This is a genomic window from Kordia sp. SMS9, from assembly GCF_003352465.1.
Taxonomy (GTDB): Bacteria; Bacteroidota; Bacteroidia; order Flavobacteriales; family Flavobacteriaceae; genus Kordia.
On sequence record NZ_CP031153.1, the window covers coordinates 1,620,703 to 1,638,265 of the forward strand.

The window sequence follows — 17,563 nt, forward strand, 5'->3', positions numbered from 1 at the left end:
CGTTTTACGGCTTCTTGTCCGAAAATGCAAGCGGCTATCCGTTATTGAAACCTTCTGTCCGTTTTTGCATTTGATACGAGCTTGTACCTACCTACTTTTATATCGTTAAATAACTAATATTTTATTAACCAAATCATTTTTTATATGAAAAATTTAAAAAAGAGAAATCCACATTTTAATCCATAGCTTCCTTGTAATTAAACAATGTATTAAACTTGATTTCTTAGAAACCAATAATGTTAAAAAATAAAAATATATATTATGAAAAAAATTAATAAACTTTTAGGATCATTAATCTTAATTTCTTTTTTTGCTTTTATAAGCTGTCAAAAACAGGATTTAGCCGGAGAAGATACAACGACTACTGCACTTGAAGAAGATGTAACAAATGTAAAGCCCGATGTAGTTTCTGAAACTTATAAATTTGGCAAAACAATTGAAGATCTTAACTTCGCAAAAAGACCAACTACCTTGAATACCTTTACTTCTTGGAATCAAATTACTAAAAATGAAGTAAGGGATGTTGGTATTGATGATTCAGATGTTTTCGATATCATAGATGATCAATATCCATACAATTCACCGTACTTTAATTATGATGAGGTGCTGTCTGTATCACTTAATAATTCAGAGAGTTATGGACCTAATTATTGGTCAAATATAACTAACCCTAATACAAGTGATCCTGATTTGCCTGAATATAGATTCTATGGTACGGGAGATGTTAGTCAAAATAATGATTTTACACCATGGCAACCAGTCCAAAATGTTAGTGCAGAAGTAATTACAAACTATTTAGATGAACCACAATTACTGGATAGAGAGCTTTGGTTTACTACAACAAGGTCTGTTAGTCGTGAATTTACAATAGAAGCTAGTACCACTGTAAGTATAGAGGCATCAATTGAAATCCCCTTTGTCGCAGATATAGGAGGTTCTATTTCGACTACATTAGGAGTATCATCTACCGTAGCTGATGAAAAAGAATTCAATAGAGATTTTTATAAGCCTGCCATAGAAATCCCCGTTGGAAAATCAGTAAGATTTGTACTTGAAGAAAGAACAGTTCCAGTAGAAACAGAATGGAAGTTTCCAATTCAATTTAGAGGAAATTATGTTGTGGGAAGAGGAGTAGGAAATTTCGGTGTACCTTACTTTGTAGATGTTCATAAAGTGAATGTTAATGCCTTTGATGATGAGTATGATCAACCAGATAAATATCACACTGTTCTAGTTACTGAATATCTATCACATGAATTTAGAATTGGGGCTTATATAATCAACAACCAATAGATAGATATTTATACAATAAAAGAGGCTCTCTAAAAAGCCAGATTTTCGTCAAACCGAACTTGAATCGGTTTCTCATCATCATTGAAAATCAGGATAATAATATCATTTTAAATGTAAATTGGTATAAGATTCTGAATCAAATTCAGAATGACGTTTTAAAAACTTTTTAGACAGCCACTTTCTTAGTTTTATAGATTAAGAGATGGACGAGAATGAATAAAACTTTCATTAGAAACACTTGATCATTCATATCTTAATTTTTTGATTTTAAATTTGAAAATAATTAGACGGATGCTTTCCAAAACGTTCCATATACAATTTACTAAAACGCGTAGTATTGTGCATTCCTACAGACATTGCCACCGCTTTTACATTGTTATATGTGCCGTCTTCGAACAAAGTTCTTGCTTTTAATAACTGAATTTCTCGTTGAAACTTCTTCGGACTCAACCCCGTAATCAGTTTTATTTTTCTACGTAATTGACGTTCGCTTAGATATGTTTTTTCAGAAAGGTCATTGAGTTTAAAATCTGAATTGTCCATATTTTCCTCAATGATTTCCGCTACTTTTTCAATTAATTCGGTATCGGATTTGCTAGTTTTTACGCTTAAACCCATATAGATGCTATTATTTTTAGGAGTCATTTCTAACAATTCATCATCCATGTGAACAGTAGCTTCTATTTCTTCTTTAAATTCTTTTCTGCTCTGATACCGTTGCAACAGGTTTTGTATTCTTGCTAACAATTCAGAAGCTATAAAAGGTTTGGTCAAATAATCGTCCACGCCAATAGTAAGTGCGTTTAACTTGTATTTAATGTCTGATAATGCCGTTAACATGATGATGGGAATTTCACGATACGCATCAGATTCTTTCAATGTTTCTAGCAAGGTAAATCCGTCCATGGCAGGCATCATTACGTCTGAGACAATCAAGTCAACCGCAGTAGATTGTAACTTATCTAGTGCTTCTTTTCCATTATTCACAATGACTAATTGATAATTTTCTTGTAGGATAGAAGCAATAAACTGTTGCATTTCAGGATGATCTTCCACAATTAGAATTGTTTTATCGCTAACTTCAGTATTGAGCGTAAAATGATCTGAGATAGCTTCTATAGTAGGAACTTGCACATTTGTAAATGTCATCTTCGTTTTTTTAGTAACATTTTTTAAGGGAAGCGTTACTATAAATTCACTTCCTTTGTCTATCTCACTTTGTAGATAAATGGTTCCGTTCATGAGTTCCACCAATTCTTTCACTAAAGACAATCCAATTCCATAACCACCTTCTAAAGGTTTTGAAGTATCCTTGCTTTGAAAATAACGATCAAAAACAAGCGGAATATCATCTATAGAAATTCCAACACCTGTATCTTTTACGGAAATAACAAGGATATCTTTTGTGTCAAGTTTCCCATATACAGAGATGGTTCCTTTAGCAGGCGTATACTTTATTGCATTTGAAAGTAAATTACTCAATACTTTCTCTAGTTTTTTTGTGTCGATAATCGTATGTAAATGCTCTAAATTTTTAAAACAAAAATCAAAGGTGAGTTGTTTTTGTTTCATTAATGGTACAAATTTTTGCATTATTGTATTCAAAAAAGTATCTAGGGCAGTACGTCGTGTGTGTAATGCCATTTTTTTGACTTTGAGTTTGGACAGATCAAGAATATCATTGATCAATGTTTTCAAAGAAGCGGTATTTTTCATTGCCATTTTTAACTTTGATTTGGTGACAACATCTAATTGCTCATTATTACTATTCAAAGCTTGCTCCAAAGGTCCTGTAATTAATGTTAATGGCGTTTGTAATTCGTGTGTGATATTGGAAAAAAACAATGATTTGGCATCATCCAGTTGTTTTAACTCTTTATTCTTTTTAACGATTTCACGCACAAGTTCCATTTTCTTTCTTCGATCTTTATAGATATAAATAGCAGCTATCAATGCTATAATAAATAATAAAACAATAAAAAGAATCACTTGATTTAAAGTCTCACTTTCTGCTTCTACAAGTGCGATACTTTCATCTCTTCGCTGAATTTCCAATAATAGACTCTTTTTAAGTTGTTTGTTATTAGAAATCTTATTTTTAATAGTAGCTATTTTTTCTAAAACAGTATTTGCTTTTTCAAAAAGCCCTTTTTCTTTATACACATTATACAAAAGGTTCGCAAAGGCAATATGTCTTTCTGAAACATTTTGATTCATAATAAGACCGAATGCTTTTTCAGCATTATAAAGTTTCATGGAAAGATCGTTTTTCTTTGCACTCATTAACGCTTTTAAATAATAGTATTTTGACAGTAAACTAAGATAATTTTTTTCATTTATCAATATATCATGCGCTTTCTCTAAAAAAAGATCAGCTTGTATGATGTCATTGGTATCTACATACAAATGCGCCAATTCCAAATAAGCCATTGCTGTTCTAAAAACATACTTATTTCTTGTAGCAGTAGTCAAAGCTTTATTTATAAAATCTAACGCTATATCCATATTTCCTAATTCTCTGCTATAACGTGCGTAGCGTAGATAAACAATAGAAGAAATTTTAGTAGTAGTTATATTTTTTTTATTGATGTACGTAAAAAGCGCATCAAATTGATCAAGGGCAAGTTGATAATTTTTTTGTATAGCATATATTTCCGAAATATTAGTAGTTGCAGATTGTCTTCGATCAAAAAAGCTATGATCAAAAATATCCTCGGTTTCGGCAATAATGATATTAAAATAATTCAATGCCTTTACCAAATCACCTAAGCTCAAATAAACGGTTCCCTTAAAACCAACACCAACTAGAAATTGTTTCTTACTTTCAGGAGAAAGTTTATTTTTGGTTAGTTGTACCACTTTATCGCTATAATACAAGATGCTATCATAACGAGGCTCCTTCAGATAATAGGTTGATTTATAATATATTTTACATATATCGGTGTAAGCCTTAGCAGAATCGATGGTGTTGACTGCTACTTTTAGCAGGTCTAATTTTTCACGTAATTTTTTTTGATGCGTAGCTAATAACGTTGTTCGTAAATCTTTAGATTCTGATGTGTTGGTATCTTTATTATTGCTATATGAAAAAAAGCCAATTAACAAAGCACACCCAAAAAGTATTTTTCTATGTAGATTTTTTGGGCAATTCATAATTAAATTTAACTCTTTTTTTATGAAATTGGGTATATTTTCGACAAACAACTTCCTTTTAATTGTGCAAAAAAGTAGGTTAAAACCGTAATAAAATTCTGTAATACTTATTTGTGCAAAGAAAATAAAAAAATCGAAAGTAACTGAATAATACCAATTTACATTTAAAATAGTGTTTTGGACATGAAGTTGCTTTGGCAGTATAGGATGCTGTGAATGATTTGCATAGCCGTAGCTACGAAAAGTATTTGCAAAGAATTAGGCTATAAAATGAACGAGTTTATAAACATCATTTTAAGTGTAAATTGGTATAATAGGTTGCCTAGTAAATTTTTACAAAAATTAAAATAAACATAAAAAATCAATCCAAATCGTAAAATATAGTCACTTGCCTACGGAAAAACCATAAACTTTCTAAGGTTCGCCTTTTTCTTGAAAATAACATCAAAAAGAAAGAATAGTATTACAAAAACTAAGCTTTTGAGACTAAATTTACAATGTATTGGAAAGTTGTAAAATTATTCAATTTGAGTGTTTTACTATTAAAATCCATACAACTTTCACACTTCAAACCACAATTACGACACTTCAACAAAAAGACCTATTATCTTAGTACAAGAAGTTTCATCTTTGAACCATCAATCAAAAAACGAACCTATAAAATAAACAACCTATGACACCTTCAGAAGTTTTTAAAATTGCCAACATGCTTATACTACCCATGTGGATCTTGCTTATTTTTCTTCCCAGATGGAAAGTGACACGATTTTTCATTGACTATAAAGTCGTTCCCATCATCCTTTCGGTAATTTATGCGATTTACATTGCTATTGCTTTGAGCGCTGGTGGCGGAATGGACTTTGGAAGTCTACAATCTGTCATGCAATTATTCACAGTAGAAAACGCTGTGTTGGCGGGTTGGCTTCACTATTTAGCCTTCGATTTACTAGTCGGAATGTGGATGGTGAACCAAAACAAAAGCTTGAAAATTCATCCAGTCATCATGGCGCCGTGTTTGGCAGGAACGCTTATGTTAGGTCCTGTAGGTTTCTTAGTTTTTATGATCGTTAAAAGTATCAAACTTAAAAACGCAACCGTATGAAACTCATCAAACACATTTTTAACACCGTAAAAAAAGAAAGTCCAATACTATATGCAATTGTGCTGCTACATTTTGTGCTGGCTGTAGTGTGTATAGGTGGAATTTTAATAGACGATCGTACAGTGACAGGAATTAATGTATGGATAAAACCTTTTAAATTCTGGATTTCTGGCGGAATTTACATACTAACATTAGGCTTTTTCATCACCAAATATCCGTATTCAAACATCAAGAAAAATATCGTCAGAAATATTGTTTCTTGGACCTTGTTACTAGAAGTTGGCATCATATTTTACCAAGCAGTTCGAGGCGTGCGCTCACATTACAACCAAGATTCGCTGTTTGATGGAATGTTATTCATGGCAATGGGAATCTTAATCGGAATCAATGTGTTGGTCATGATTTTACTAGCATTTGATGCGGCACGATTAAAATTGAAAGTCGCCAAACCCATTCAAGTTGCCATCTTTCTCGGTTGGGTCGTTGTCATTGTAGGAAGTTGGGTTGGCGGACAAATGATCGGTCAAAATGCACACAATGTCGGTATTGCCGATGGCGGCGATGGTTTGCCAATCTTAAATTGGAGTACAACTGCGGGCGATTTGCGCGTAGCACACTTTGTGGCGTTGCATGGTATTCAAATAATTCCGTTATTCGCATGGATGCTGGTTAAAAAATGGCATGCAACAATGGCTAAGAAAACCGTTGCAGTTATCATTTTCGGATTGTTATTTGCAGCGTGCATTGCGTATGTGTTCTATCAAGCCAAACAAGGAATGCCACTCATTAAACTATAAAAATGAAACTTCTCAACAAAGAAAAACGCTTACAATACATAGGTTTCAACGATATTTGGTTTGTTGTGATCGGTATTATCATTCTCAGTTTTGTAACCGATTATTTATTCACCAATTCATTTGCACGCTATCCTTTTTGGAAAGCCATACCACATTGGAGTATCTCGCTCTTTTTTTCCATAGCAAACTGGTTGGTAATGCGCATGTATTTTATTTTCTTACGAAAAAAACTTCCAAATGTGGAACAAGTAGGCAAACGCGCATTGATCTTATTTGTAACGATTGTTGTCTCTGTAACTATTATTGATGCCATAGGTGGACTTATTGTTGGATATATTTTAAATGAAACGTATTATTTTTCGGAACGAATTAGAATCTTACTTCCAATCATTATCATCAGTATGATGGTCATGGCAATATATGAAGCCATTTACTTTTACGTGCAACTCAAAAAATCCATTCGTGAAGAAGAACAAGCAAAACAAGTCGTCGTTTTGGCACAGTTAGATGCGCTTCGCAATCAAGCACAGCCACATTTTTTCTTTAACAGTCTAAATACCTTGCGCGATATCATTGATCAAAATTCAAAAGATGACGCGAAACAATTTGTAGACAAACTCTCTGATGTATACCGTTTTATCTTAGATGCTGGCGATGCAAACGTGATTCCGCTTCGCAACGAACTAAAATTTGCAAAAGCTTACATTCACATTCAAAAAGAACGTTTTGCCGATAATTTAAAACTCAATTGGCAACTTCCAGAAACGATTTTGGATCGCTTGATTGTGCCGATGAGTTTGCAACTATTATTAGAAAACGCCATCAAACACAATGTCATTTCGCGCTCAAAACCGTTGACCATCAATGTGAACGTTGAAAATGATTATTTAATTGTGAAGAATAAAATACAGTTAAAATCAACAAAATTACCATCTACCAAACTCGGTTTGATCAATATTGAAAAACGACACGCATTGATTTCTGACAAACGCCCAAAAATTGACAATAATGGCAAACAATTTACGGTTGCAGTACCTTTACTTTTATCATCTGACTTAAACACATACTCATGAATGTACTCATCATCGAAGACGAATTTCGCGCAGCAAATCAGTTGCAAAACATGTTGAAACAATGTGGTTTTCAGTACCATTTAGCAGACACGATTGATACGGTGGAAGATGCTGTGAAATGGTTTCAAACAAACGAAATGCCCAATTTGGTATTTATGGATATTCAATTGGCAGACGGTTTAAGCTTTGAAATTTTCCAGAAAGTTGAGGTGGAAGCACCAATCATATTCACTACAGCTTTTGATCAATATGCCATTCAAGCATTCAAAGTAAACAGTGTGGACTATCTGTTAAAACCGATACAGAAAGAAGATTTACAAAAAGCACTCGAAAAATTCAACAAATCAAATTCATCGCAGCAGATTGAAAATTCAGTCTTAAAACAATTATTAACAAGTATTCAATCGCAAACAGAACAAAAAAACGCTAAAAAACGAAATGGCTTATTAGTCAAAGAAGGCGCCGGTTTTGTACAAATCAACATTGCCAATTTGCTGTACATATATTCGGAAGACAGCGTTACATTTGGCGTTACCGAAACCAAGCGCTATGTCATTGACGAAACGATAGATCAGTTGTTCAGCACATTACATCAAGATGAATTTTATCGCATCAATCGTGGACAAATAGTAGCGAAACGTGCCATTCAAAAAATAAATCCGTATTTTAATCATCGTGTAAAACTTACCGTTTCCAACGAACGCGATCAAGAATTCATTGTCAGCCGCCAAAAAACGAGTGATTTTAAAGCGTGGATGAATCAATAGTTGAAAATTTTAAAATATAAATTGGTATTTTCGTCTTCACAATGCCAAAAAAACTCAAACTCATACTCACCAACATTGCCATTTTATTGATAGGAATTCTATTGATAGAACTCTGCTTCGGCGGATGGTTTAGCAGTAGCAATCAATTGCGCAATTTAGGAATCATCAAAGATGCCAAATTCGAATTTGACGTGAGTCATTTGTACGACACCAACACACCCACAATCACATATACAAGAGATAAATTTGGTTTGCGCGGTATTTCCACCTACAATCAACCTTCAACAATCAACATTCTTACGGTTGGTGGCAGCACAACGGATCAACGGTATTTAGACGATTCCCAAACATGGCAGGAAATATTGGAACATGAACTTCAAAAAAATGGCAAGAACTTGCACGTTTCCAACGCAGGTGTAGACGGGCAATCAACGTACGGACATCTAAAAAGCACCGATATTTGGTTTCCGAAAATTGAAAAATTGCAACCAAAAATCATTCTTTTTTATGTCGGAATTAATGACTTTTATACCGTAAATGGCGATTCCAAATACGATGATATTCAACAAGTAGAAAATGGTGGTTTTAAAAGTAATATCAAAGACAAATCAGCCTTATACAACGCGTACCGAAAGCTGAAAGGCATGCAAAAAGCCACCAAATTTGAAGTCGGACATCGTAACATTAATTTTTCACGCGTGCACTACACCAAAGAAGTCGTCGTCAATGAAAAATTGTTAGAAATCTATGATGAAAAAAATCTAAAAGCCTTTAAAACTCGGATTCAAAAACTGATTGCGTATGCCGAAAGTCTGAACGCGATTCCTATTTTTATGACACAACCAACCTTACACTTTAAAATTAGAAAAGGTGTTGTTTTTGGCACAGAAGAAATCAAATATCTTGAAGAAAAATACGCGTACAACGGTTTGGGATATTTCAAACTACTCAACAAACTCAACGACGCCATCCGAGAAGTTTCAGCATCGGAATTGGTCATCGATTTCACCAACGATGAAACGTGGAACATTATGGATTTTTACGATTACTTTCACATGACACCCATAGGCGCAAAAAAATTAGGCAAAAAAATATACACCGAATTAGACAAACGAAACTTAGTAAAATAGCTCTTGGATTTCTACACAAACATTCATGTAAAATCTCCGCATGAGTAATCCCAAAAAGCATTCGTGAATTCGTGACAAAACTTTGCAAAACAATCCGTAATAATTGAAAAAAAGCTGAGCACGAATTCACGAATTATTTTTATTTCTGATAATTTATTTGATTCGTCTTTGCGAGAATTTCACAAAAATTCGTGGCAATCTGTTTCTTTCAACTACAATATCGTTCTATATTAATAATATAGCCACGTTGAAAACTCCTCCTTCAGATTAGCAACGTCAGTAATATTTAGATTTGTGACATTGAGCGCACTCGAAATGAAAAAATATAAATACTTTTACCAAAACGAAAACGGTGAAGTGGAAGCAACAAAAAAGTAACATTGCAATCGGAATTTTATTTCTGATCGCTTTTGTGGTGGTACTTCGCAATCCCGCAGTATTTTTCCCAGATTCACAAGGATATTTGGAAATGCACATCATCCGAACGCCAGGATATCCGCTATTTCTTCAATTTGCACAAAGTATTTTTGGCGATTATTTTGAGACAGCAACCGTAACGATTCAAATCTTATTTGGATGTTTTAGTATCTATTACTTCATTTATAAATTACGATCAAACCAGGTTTTAAATGACTTTTTCAGTGTTTGTTTGGCATTTGTATTGTTGTTGCCATTCATTACAGGATTGAAAATTGCCAATAACATGCTCTCAGAATCGCTGTCGTATTCGTTATACTTAATCATTGTTGCAAAATTCATTGCGTTCTTCCTCACAAAAAATGTCAAAGAACTTTATATGACGTTGCCAATTTTAGCGGTATTACTCATTACGAGATATCAATTTATCTTTTTCATTCCGCTTGGATTAGGACTCATTTTTTGGGTAAGTTACGTTCAAAAATCATTCAAAAAATACGCGCTTATCAGTGTGTTATTTGTAGCGCTTCCGCTGATTACGTCCTTGGCAGATAAAACCTATCACAAAATTATTCACGGTCATTTTGTAAGCACACCTTGGACGGGAATGAGTGTCATTACGCCAATATTATTTGTAGCAGACGCTGAAGATGCTACGGTGTTAGAAACTGCGAAAGAAAAGGAATTTTTTAACAATGTCTATCAAGATTTGGCGGAAAAACAAATGAATAGCAATCATTTACAAGTTCCTTCAAACGATACACCAACCATGTATTACATTAAAAATTACGCGAACATTCAAATGGGACCGATTTTTAAAAACGGAGAAGCACTTTTAGATAAAACCCTGACGAAAACAGAAAAATTCATTGCCTTAGATCAATTCATAAGCAAGGTTTCCAAACCTCTATTGTTTGACAATTTCTCAAAGTGGAGACGCTTGTATACAGGAAATGCCATTTTTGGTTTTGGCGGTTTCAAATATGCACTTTTGTACTTTTTAATTGCGTTGTGTAGTTGTATCGCATTGCTAAAACGAGATCAAGCAATATATAAAATCATAGGACTAAGTTCACTATTGGTCATTGGAAACGTGCTCATCGTTGCGATTGGAATGCACGCGGTAGTTCGCTTTACTTTTTACAGCGATTGGGTATTATTCTTCACGATTTTCGTATTATTGAATGCGCTTAACAAAAAACGGTATGAATCCTGAATTATCTGTTGTAATGCCATGTCTCAACGAAGCTGAGACTTTGGAAATCTGTATCAAAAAAGCACAGGGTTTTTTTGAAAAACATCAAGTCAATGGTGAAGTTGTCATTGCCGATAACGGAAGCACAGATGGTTCGCAAGCCATTGCCAAACGTTTGAATGCACGCGTTGTTCCTGTTGCTGAAAAAGGTTATGGAAACGCACTAAAAGGTGGCATCAAAGCAGCAAAAGGGAAATTTATCGTTATGGGCGATGCAGACGATAGTTACGACTTTTCGAAGCTGGAATTATTTGTGGAAAAGCTTCGCGAAGGCTACGACTTAGTGATGGGAAATCGGTTCAAAGGCGGCGTCAAAAAAGGAGCCATGCCATTTTTGCATAAATATTTGGGAAATCCTGTATTATCGTTTATTGGACGACTCTTTTTCAATATCAAAATTGGTGATTTTCATTGCGGATTGCGCGGTTTTTCCAAAGAAGCGTTTCTCAAAATGGAACTCAACACCACGGGAATGGAATTCGCTTCCGAAATGATCGTAAAATCGAAACTCAACGGATTGACGATTGCAGAAGTTCCAACGATTTTATCTCCTGATGGACGTTCGCGTCCACCACACTTAAACACATGGCGCGATGGTTGGCGACACTTACGTTTTTTATTGCTCTACAGTCCGCGATGGCTCTTTTTATATCCTGCATTTTTGTTGATTATAGTGGGAACAGTTTTATCTACATTGCTTATCTTAAAACCACTAAATTTCAACGGAATTGTTTTTGATGTACACACACTTTTATACACAGCAAGTGCAGTTATCATTGGATTTCAATTTTTGATGTTTTATGGTTTGACCAAAATTTTTGCGGTTGAAAACGGATTGCTTCCCAAAAGTGATCGCTACCACAAATTATTCAAGTTTTTCAATTTGGAAAAAGGCTTGATCGTTGGTTTTTTAACCTTTGCTTTGGGAATTTATCTAAGCATTGCAGGATTATTAGACTGGAAAGCCACAAGTTTTAGCGATTTACAACCTGCCGAAACCTTACGCGTGATTGTTCCTGCGGTATTCACCATCATGTTAGGATTGCAAATCATTCTCTTTAGTTTCTTTTTTAGTATTTTGGGATTGAAACAAAATAGTAAACCTGAAATGAAAGCTTAAAAATAGATACATTTTTCATGCAAGGCGGACCATTTAACATTCACAAACCAAACCAAAAAGTATATTTAACAACTGGAATATACGGGATACGAGTATTAGGTGGTTGGAGTGTTCGCGTCCGTGATTTCTCTGTGTCTTTAAGAATAGAGAATATGAACATCACTATTGAACCCAAAAAGACAATCTGGAGAGTACAAGATTGGGGATTTAAGAAAAGAACAAAAAAAATAATGGTATTGGATGTACTACAATCAGGAAATTATATCATTACATTTAAAAACCCTAAAAGTTTAAGCGTAAGAAGATCAAACTTGATTGTAATGCGGTTGTTTGAAAAAGAACTTCCCAATGAAAGTTTAGAAATATGTATTGGATGATCAAAACTCCAACCGAACCATAAAATTAGGCGTTCGTCCCAACGAAATTTTATCAATAGTTCGCAATTGAAATTCAGCATTTTGTGTGTTGAGAATGACGCGATAATTTCGGTTTAAAATATTTCGCTGATTGTATATATTCAATAAAGAAACTCCGAAAGACGCTTTTAGATTTTTATTTTTAAAAGGCGTTAGTTTATACTTTGCAGAAAAATCTAAGCGATGATACGGTTGTAAACGTTCTCCGTTTCGTTCTCCGTATTGAATGGTAATATTTTCTGCCGTATCACCTTCCAAACCTGTAGCCAAGGTATACGGACGCGAGGTTCGGTAACGCCAACCAAGAGACAATTCTAAATTGCCAAATGTTGCCGATTGCACCAGCGACAAATAATGTCGGATGTCAAAATTTCCGTCAAACGGAAGCGTATTGTTTAAATCTTCAAACTGAAATTCGTTTTGGGTGAAGGCATAACTTACCAAACTCGTAAAGTTATAGAAGCGCTTTTTAACCAATACATCCAAACCAAAAATAGTACTTTCACCAACAGACAATCCGGTAGTTTCAATGTCAAAACCACGCGTAAGTGACGTGAGATTGTTGATTTTTTTATAATACATTTCTGCATCTACATTCCAAGAATCGTACTGAAAACTTCCGCCCAAACTGACTTGTTCACTGCGCAACACAGGAATTTCCTCATCTGTAGAAACCCAAACTTGATTCTCCAATCCGAAGCTTTGCGTTTCAAACTCCGTAATCTGACTTACAAACTGATATTGACGTTCCGCAGAAAAAACCGCGTTAAAGTGATCGTCAATCTTCTTTGAAATATGAATTCGTGGTTCTACAAAAAACTCATCAATTTCAGTAGCATAACTTCCGCGAATGCCTGAAAAAATTGTCCAATCGTTCCAAGTAAAACGATGTTCACCAAAAATGGCGTGAATGGTATTTTTAGAATTTTCAGAAGTCACCAAAAAATCAGGATCAAAAATCACATCCGATTGTCGTCCAATGGTATAATCCAATTTGTTTGCAATCAATTCGTAACCGCCAATAAAACGATGTTGTTTGTTCAGTGTATATGTAGCTTGCGCATGCAATCCGATTTCGGAAATACCATTTTCTTTGACCGTTTCATAATCAAACAAATTAGACAATAATTCTTCTCCCAAATACTTAAAATTATACTGTGAAGTTGTCAAATTTAGTTCGGTAGCAACATTTTTATTCCACAAATATTCCCAAGAAATACCAATGCCGAAATTATTAATATTTAATCTGTCCTCTGTGCGACGATTGATTTCATCAAACTGTGACACAAAATCGAGGTCGTTTTGAGAAGCAATAGCACTAACTTCGAGCGTATTGTTTTCGGTAAGTTCGGCAATAACTTTCGCCGTAAAATCAATAAAATAGAAAGAATTATTGGTACGAGAAAGCATGTCGCTAAACGTTCCTGTATTGTCTGTGATTTTAGTATTTTGAAAAATTTGCTCTGAAAATTCATCAAACGTAACCGTTTCAAACGCATCCGAATACGAACGACGAAACGAAGCAATAACGGCTACTTTTTCGCCAATAGGTTGTTGTACAAACGCATCTACATAAATCATATTGGCGCCCAATCCGACAACCGTTTTTTTCGGAATATTGGTTTTAGATTCAATATCGATCACGCCTGAAATATGATTCCCGTAGCGAGAAGGTGTGGCGTTTTTGTATATCGTTACGTTATCAATCAAATACGGATTGAAGGAAGAAATCATCCCAAAAAAGTGATCGTATTGATACATTTTAATGCCATCCCAAAGTATCAAATTTTGATCGGGCGTTCCACCGCGAATGTTCAATCCTGTAGAAGTTTCGTCGGGACTTTGAATGCCTGGAATGAGTTGTACACTTTGCATGACATCTGCTTCTACAAAACCTGGAAGCACTTGAAAATCTTTGGGCCTGGCTTCAATAGCGCCGTCAATGGTTTTTAAAAATCCTGTCGTCAAATAATTGGCAATGACGACTTCTTCTAAATCAATGGTACGCGCAGCAATGTTGCTTTTTTTCTGTTGTTTTAGAATGTAGGAAGCGGCTGTGATTTTTCGAAAAATTAAGTTCGTTTGTTGGGAAATAATTTCTATCGTTTCCGAAAGTGTTTCGGGTAATTTTTGCAGTGAAATGATTTTCCCTTGCACAATGTTAGAATTGTATGAAATGCTGACTTCAAAGCGTTTTTCTACATCCGTAAGTACCGTTTTTAGCGGCGTATTTTTGTAAGCATTCGCTGGCTGTTGTGGATATGCGTAGTAGAAGCACACGAGTAATAAATATACTAAATATGCTTTTTTCATCTACTTTTTTGAGAGCGTCACTAGGTTCATATTCAGTGTGTAATCAATGTCCATGGCTTCAAAAACAGTTTGCAGTGCGACTTCAAGATTGTTGTTTACAAAACGACCTGTAAAGCGTTCTTGCGTGAATTTTTCTTTGTTTTTTATGGTGATTTCATATTGATTTTCTAATGCGTCCAATACTTCCGAAAGAGGCGTTTCTGTAAAGGAACTTAAACCAGACATCCAAGTCTTTTCTGTAGTATTGAATGTCCAGTCAGTTACAGTAGCATTGTAGGTTCTCACTGCTTTTCCCTTCGTTAACATGTGCGTTTTTTGGGTAGTATTTGTCACATTTACTTTTCCAGAAAAGCATTGTACTTCTAAGAAATTTGTATTGGTATCTACATTAAATTCTGTGCCTAAAACTTCGATAGTTCCTTCTTTTGTGATGACTTTAAAAGGCGCACCTTTGGTGACTATAAAATACGCTTCGCCATCTAAGTGAAGTATTCGTTCATTAGTATAACTTTCTTTATCGTAATCTAGCGTTGATTTTGCATTTAAAACAACTTCTGAGCCATCAGGAAGATTGATGGCAAGTTGTTTTCCAAAATCGGTTTGGTAGCTCATTGTGGAATTCTTCAAGAAAAAGTAGAGTCCAAATAAAATAATTAGGGAAGCTGCGGCAACATACACATAACGCAAGTTCAGTGTTCTTACTTTCGGTTGTGACGCTATTTTTTCTTTGATACTTGCCAACACGGCATCTTCATCATACGCAGGATCTTTTAATTTGTCCGTCGCGTTGATGATTTTAGCATAGGTTGTATACGCTTCTGTTTGTTCAAAAGCGTGTGTTTCTTCGGGAGACAATTCTCCACTAAGCCATTTTGCTAAATCAATTTCGGTATGTTCTTCATGCTTCTTCATGTGCTCTTAACTTTATAGACAACTCAGTTTTAGTTTACCCTACCTTTTATATATCACCAATTTCTTTTCGCATTATTTTTAATGCATTGTGCATGCGTTTTTCGACAGCTTTCTTTGAAATATCAAGGAATACTGCAATTTCAGTATATGTTTTTTTGTCGATTCGATTTAGTAAAAAAACTTCACGTTGTTTCTCAGACAAACTGGCAATGGCATTTTCTAATTTTTGCATGAATTCTTTTTCTTCTAACAAAAATTCAGGATTTTCTACATCTACGTCCGACGTTTTAGTCTGCTCGTGTTGCCATACTATTTTTTGATGCTTCACCACATTTAAAAATGCATTGTTGGCGACTCTTTTTAGAAAGAATAACGCATTTGCAAATGGTACCTTTTTACAGTTATTCCACAATTTAATATAGGCTTCTTGTACCAAATCTTCTGCTAAATTTGAATCGCCACATTTATAAAAAATATAATTGCGCAGTGTCCTAGAATGCTGCCTAAAAAGGGCATCAAAATTTTGAGTTTCGCAGATTGATTTTTTGGGTTTCAAGATATATATAATTGGTATGAGTGATTCCTTGTTTCAAAAGTAGATAAAAAATATTAACTTGTAATTTATTAAAAATCAGAGAATTGAATTTTTATTTCTAATTTTTTTTGCGCAAAGGTAGGGTGAAAATAGATACAGTTGTCTATAATTCGTAAACCCAAAAAAACACAATTCTAAACTAAAAATAATTATGAAAAAAATTCTGAAATTCTCATTAATTCTTGCGCTTGCCGTTTTTACGTTTTCTTGTAGTAACGACAACACAGATGTTATTCCTGAAGATCCACAAGGTAGCGAAACAAATGCGCTGATAAAAGCAAATTTGAATACGTATGCACAAAATGCAGTTTCTACCAATCAAGCACAGTCAATGTTTGAAAACAACGAAGAAAACAGTGAAATTGTTGATGATTTTCCAATTGAGAGCTGCTTTACGATAAACTTTCCATATACTGTAACCAATGGAAATACAACTGGAACTGTAAATAATGAAGCAGAAGCAGAAAACTTCTTTAACGCAGGCTACACAATAGCATTTCCTTTGGATATTACCTTAACTGATGGAACTGTAATTACACTTGCAAACGAATTTGAATTTATCGAAATTATTGAAGATTGTCTTGACGAGGAAATCATCTCTTTCGGAAACGATTGTTTTGAATTCAATTTTCCTTTAAGTGTTATCACTGAAGATGGGAATTCAGTAGTCGTAAATGATGAATTTGAATTATTTTCTTTAGAAACTGCCGTTGGTTTCGACTATCCAATTTCTGTAACTACAGAAACTGAAAACGGCGCTGTTGTCGTAACGATTAATAATGACGACGAGTTTGATGACCTATACAACGAATGTTATGACATTGATGATTGTGATGATTGCTATGAAAACTGTTTCGAAATTGTATATCCAATTACGCTAGTACAAGACAATGGAACTATAGTAACCGTAAATGATGATGATGAGTTTTTTACATTCCTAAGTGGTCTTGGTGAAAATGATTTCTTTACACCAACGTATCCAATGAATATTGAGTATGAAGATGGAACATTAGCAACCATTAACAGTGATGATGAATTGGAAGCAGCATTTGATGCTTGTGACGACTAAAAGTTTGGTTATGAATAGATAGACAAACCTACGTTTTTAAGCAACGTACCGTTTTTTAATTATTCATAAAAACCCTTGTTTCGAAAGAAGCAAGGGTTTTCTTGTGTGTAAAGATTCAATTATTGAAAAGTTCTTTCTGTAAGAAGTCAAA

14 protein-coding genes are annotated in these 17,563 nt (G+C 34.4%); 10 read left to right on the forward strand and 4 right to left on the reverse strand.

What is annotated here, in order from left to right; genetic code table 11:
• Positions 1-261 precede the first annotated feature (261 nt).
• Entirely contained in the window at positions 262-1,293 is a 1,032-nt protein-coding gene (locus tag KORDIASMS9_RS07020; protein ID WP_114902163.1) for a hypothetical protein, read from the forward strand.
• Positions 1,294-1,560: 267 nt separating this feature from the next.
• Here KORDIASMS9_RS07020 and KORDIASMS9_RS07025 read toward each other — a convergent pair whose 3' ends face one another.
• Positions 1,561-4,446: a response regulator gene (locus KORDIASMS9_RS07025; protein ID WP_114902164.1), complete on the reverse strand. Its 2,886-nt coding sequence runs from the start codon at positions 4,444-4,446 to the stop codon at positions 1,561-1,563.
• A 673-nt stretch (positions 4,447-5,119) separates the two neighbouring features.
• Between KORDIASMS9_RS07025 and KORDIASMS9_RS07035 the strand changes: the two genes are divergently transcribed.
• The 8 genes from KORDIASMS9_RS07035 (at position 5,120) to KORDIASMS9_RS07070 (ending at position 12,484) form a co-directional block, all read left to right on the forward strand.
• Positions 5,120-5,548 carry an ABA4-like family protein gene (locus KORDIASMS9_RS07035; RefSeq protein WP_114902166.1) on the forward strand — a complete coding sequence of 143 codons (429 nt, stop codon included), beginning with the start codon at positions 5,120-5,122 and terminating at the stop codon, positions 5,546-5,548.
• Positions 5,545-6,345, forward strand: coding sequence for a hypothetical protein (locus KORDIASMS9_RS07040; protein ID WP_114902167.1), 801 nt, complete (start codon positions 5,545-5,547; stop codon positions 6,343-6,345). Before KORDIASMS9_RS07035 ends, KORDIASMS9_RS07040 begins: the two co-directional genes overlap by 4 nt.
• A gap of 2 nt (positions 6,346-6,347) precedes the next feature.
• Positions 6,348-7,418 carry a sensor histidine kinase gene (locus tag KORDIASMS9_RS07045; protein ID WP_114902168.1) on the forward strand — a complete coding sequence of 357 codons (1,071 nt, stop codon included), beginning with the start codon at positions 6,348-6,350 and terminating at the stop codon, positions 7,416-7,418.
• Positions 7,415-8,185 (forward strand): LytTR family DNA-binding domain-containing protein, encoded by a 771-nt coding sequence (locus KORDIASMS9_RS07050; protein ID WP_114902169.1) that lies wholly within the window; start codon positions 7,415-7,417, stop codon positions 8,183-8,185. Before KORDIASMS9_RS07045 ends, KORDIASMS9_RS07050 begins: the two co-directional genes overlap by 4 nt.
• A gap of 41 nt (positions 8,186-8,226) precedes the next feature.
• Positions 8,227-9,315, forward strand: a complete 1,089-nt coding sequence (locus tag KORDIASMS9_RS07055; RefSeq protein WP_114902170.1) for an SGNH/GDSL hydrolase family protein — start codon at positions 8,227-8,229, stop codon at positions 9,313-9,315.
• A gap of 352 nt (positions 9,316-9,667) precedes the next feature.
• Positions 9,668-10,948 (forward strand): hypothetical protein, encoded by a 1,281-nt coding sequence (locus KORDIASMS9_RS07060; RefSeq protein ID WP_114902171.1) that lies wholly within the window; start codon positions 9,668-9,670, stop codon positions 10,946-10,948.
• Complete coding sequence (locus KORDIASMS9_RS07065) at positions 10,938-12,107, forward strand: glycosyltransferase family 2 protein (protein WP_114902172.1); 1,170 nt, start codon at positions 10,938-10,940, stop codon at positions 12,105-12,107. The genes KORDIASMS9_RS07060 and KORDIASMS9_RS07065 overlap by 11 nt, the downstream gene beginning before the upstream one ends.
• A gap of 17 nt (positions 12,108-12,124) precedes the next feature.
• Entirely contained in the window at positions 12,125-12,484 is a 360-nt protein-coding gene (locus tag KORDIASMS9_RS07070) for a hypothetical protein (protein ID WP_114902173.1), read from the forward strand.
• On the opposite strand, the gene KORDIASMS9_RS07075 is transcribed toward KORDIASMS9_RS07070, so the two are convergent.
• Genes KORDIASMS9_RS07075 through KORDIASMS9_RS07085 form a run of 3 tightly spaced genes read right to left on the reverse strand, consistent with a single transcriptional unit; the run spans position 12,485 to position 16,304 of the window.
• Positions 12,485-14,836: a TonB-dependent siderophore receptor gene (locus tag KORDIASMS9_RS07075; RefSeq protein ID WP_114902174.1), complete on the reverse strand. Its 2,352-nt coding sequence runs from the start codon at positions 14,834-14,836 to the stop codon at positions 12,485-12,487.
• On the reverse strand, positions 14,837-15,748 hold the full coding sequence (locus KORDIASMS9_RS07080) for a FecR family protein (protein ID WP_114902175.1): 912 nt from the start codon (positions 15,746-15,748) through the stop codon (positions 14,837-14,839).
• A 46-nt stretch (positions 15,749-15,794) separates the two neighbouring features.
• Positions 15,795-16,304, reverse strand: a complete 510-nt coding sequence (locus KORDIASMS9_RS07085; protein WP_114902176.1) for an RNA polymerase sigma factor — start codon at positions 16,302-16,304, stop codon at positions 15,795-15,797.
• Positions 16,305-16,494: 190 nt separating this feature from the next.
• Between KORDIASMS9_RS07085 and KORDIASMS9_RS07090 the strand changes: the two genes are divergently transcribed.
• Entirely contained in the window at positions 16,495-17,412 is a 918-nt protein-coding gene (locus KORDIASMS9_RS07090; protein ID WP_114902177.1) for a hypothetical protein, read from the forward strand.
• Positions 17,413-17,563 lie beyond the last annotated feature (151 nt).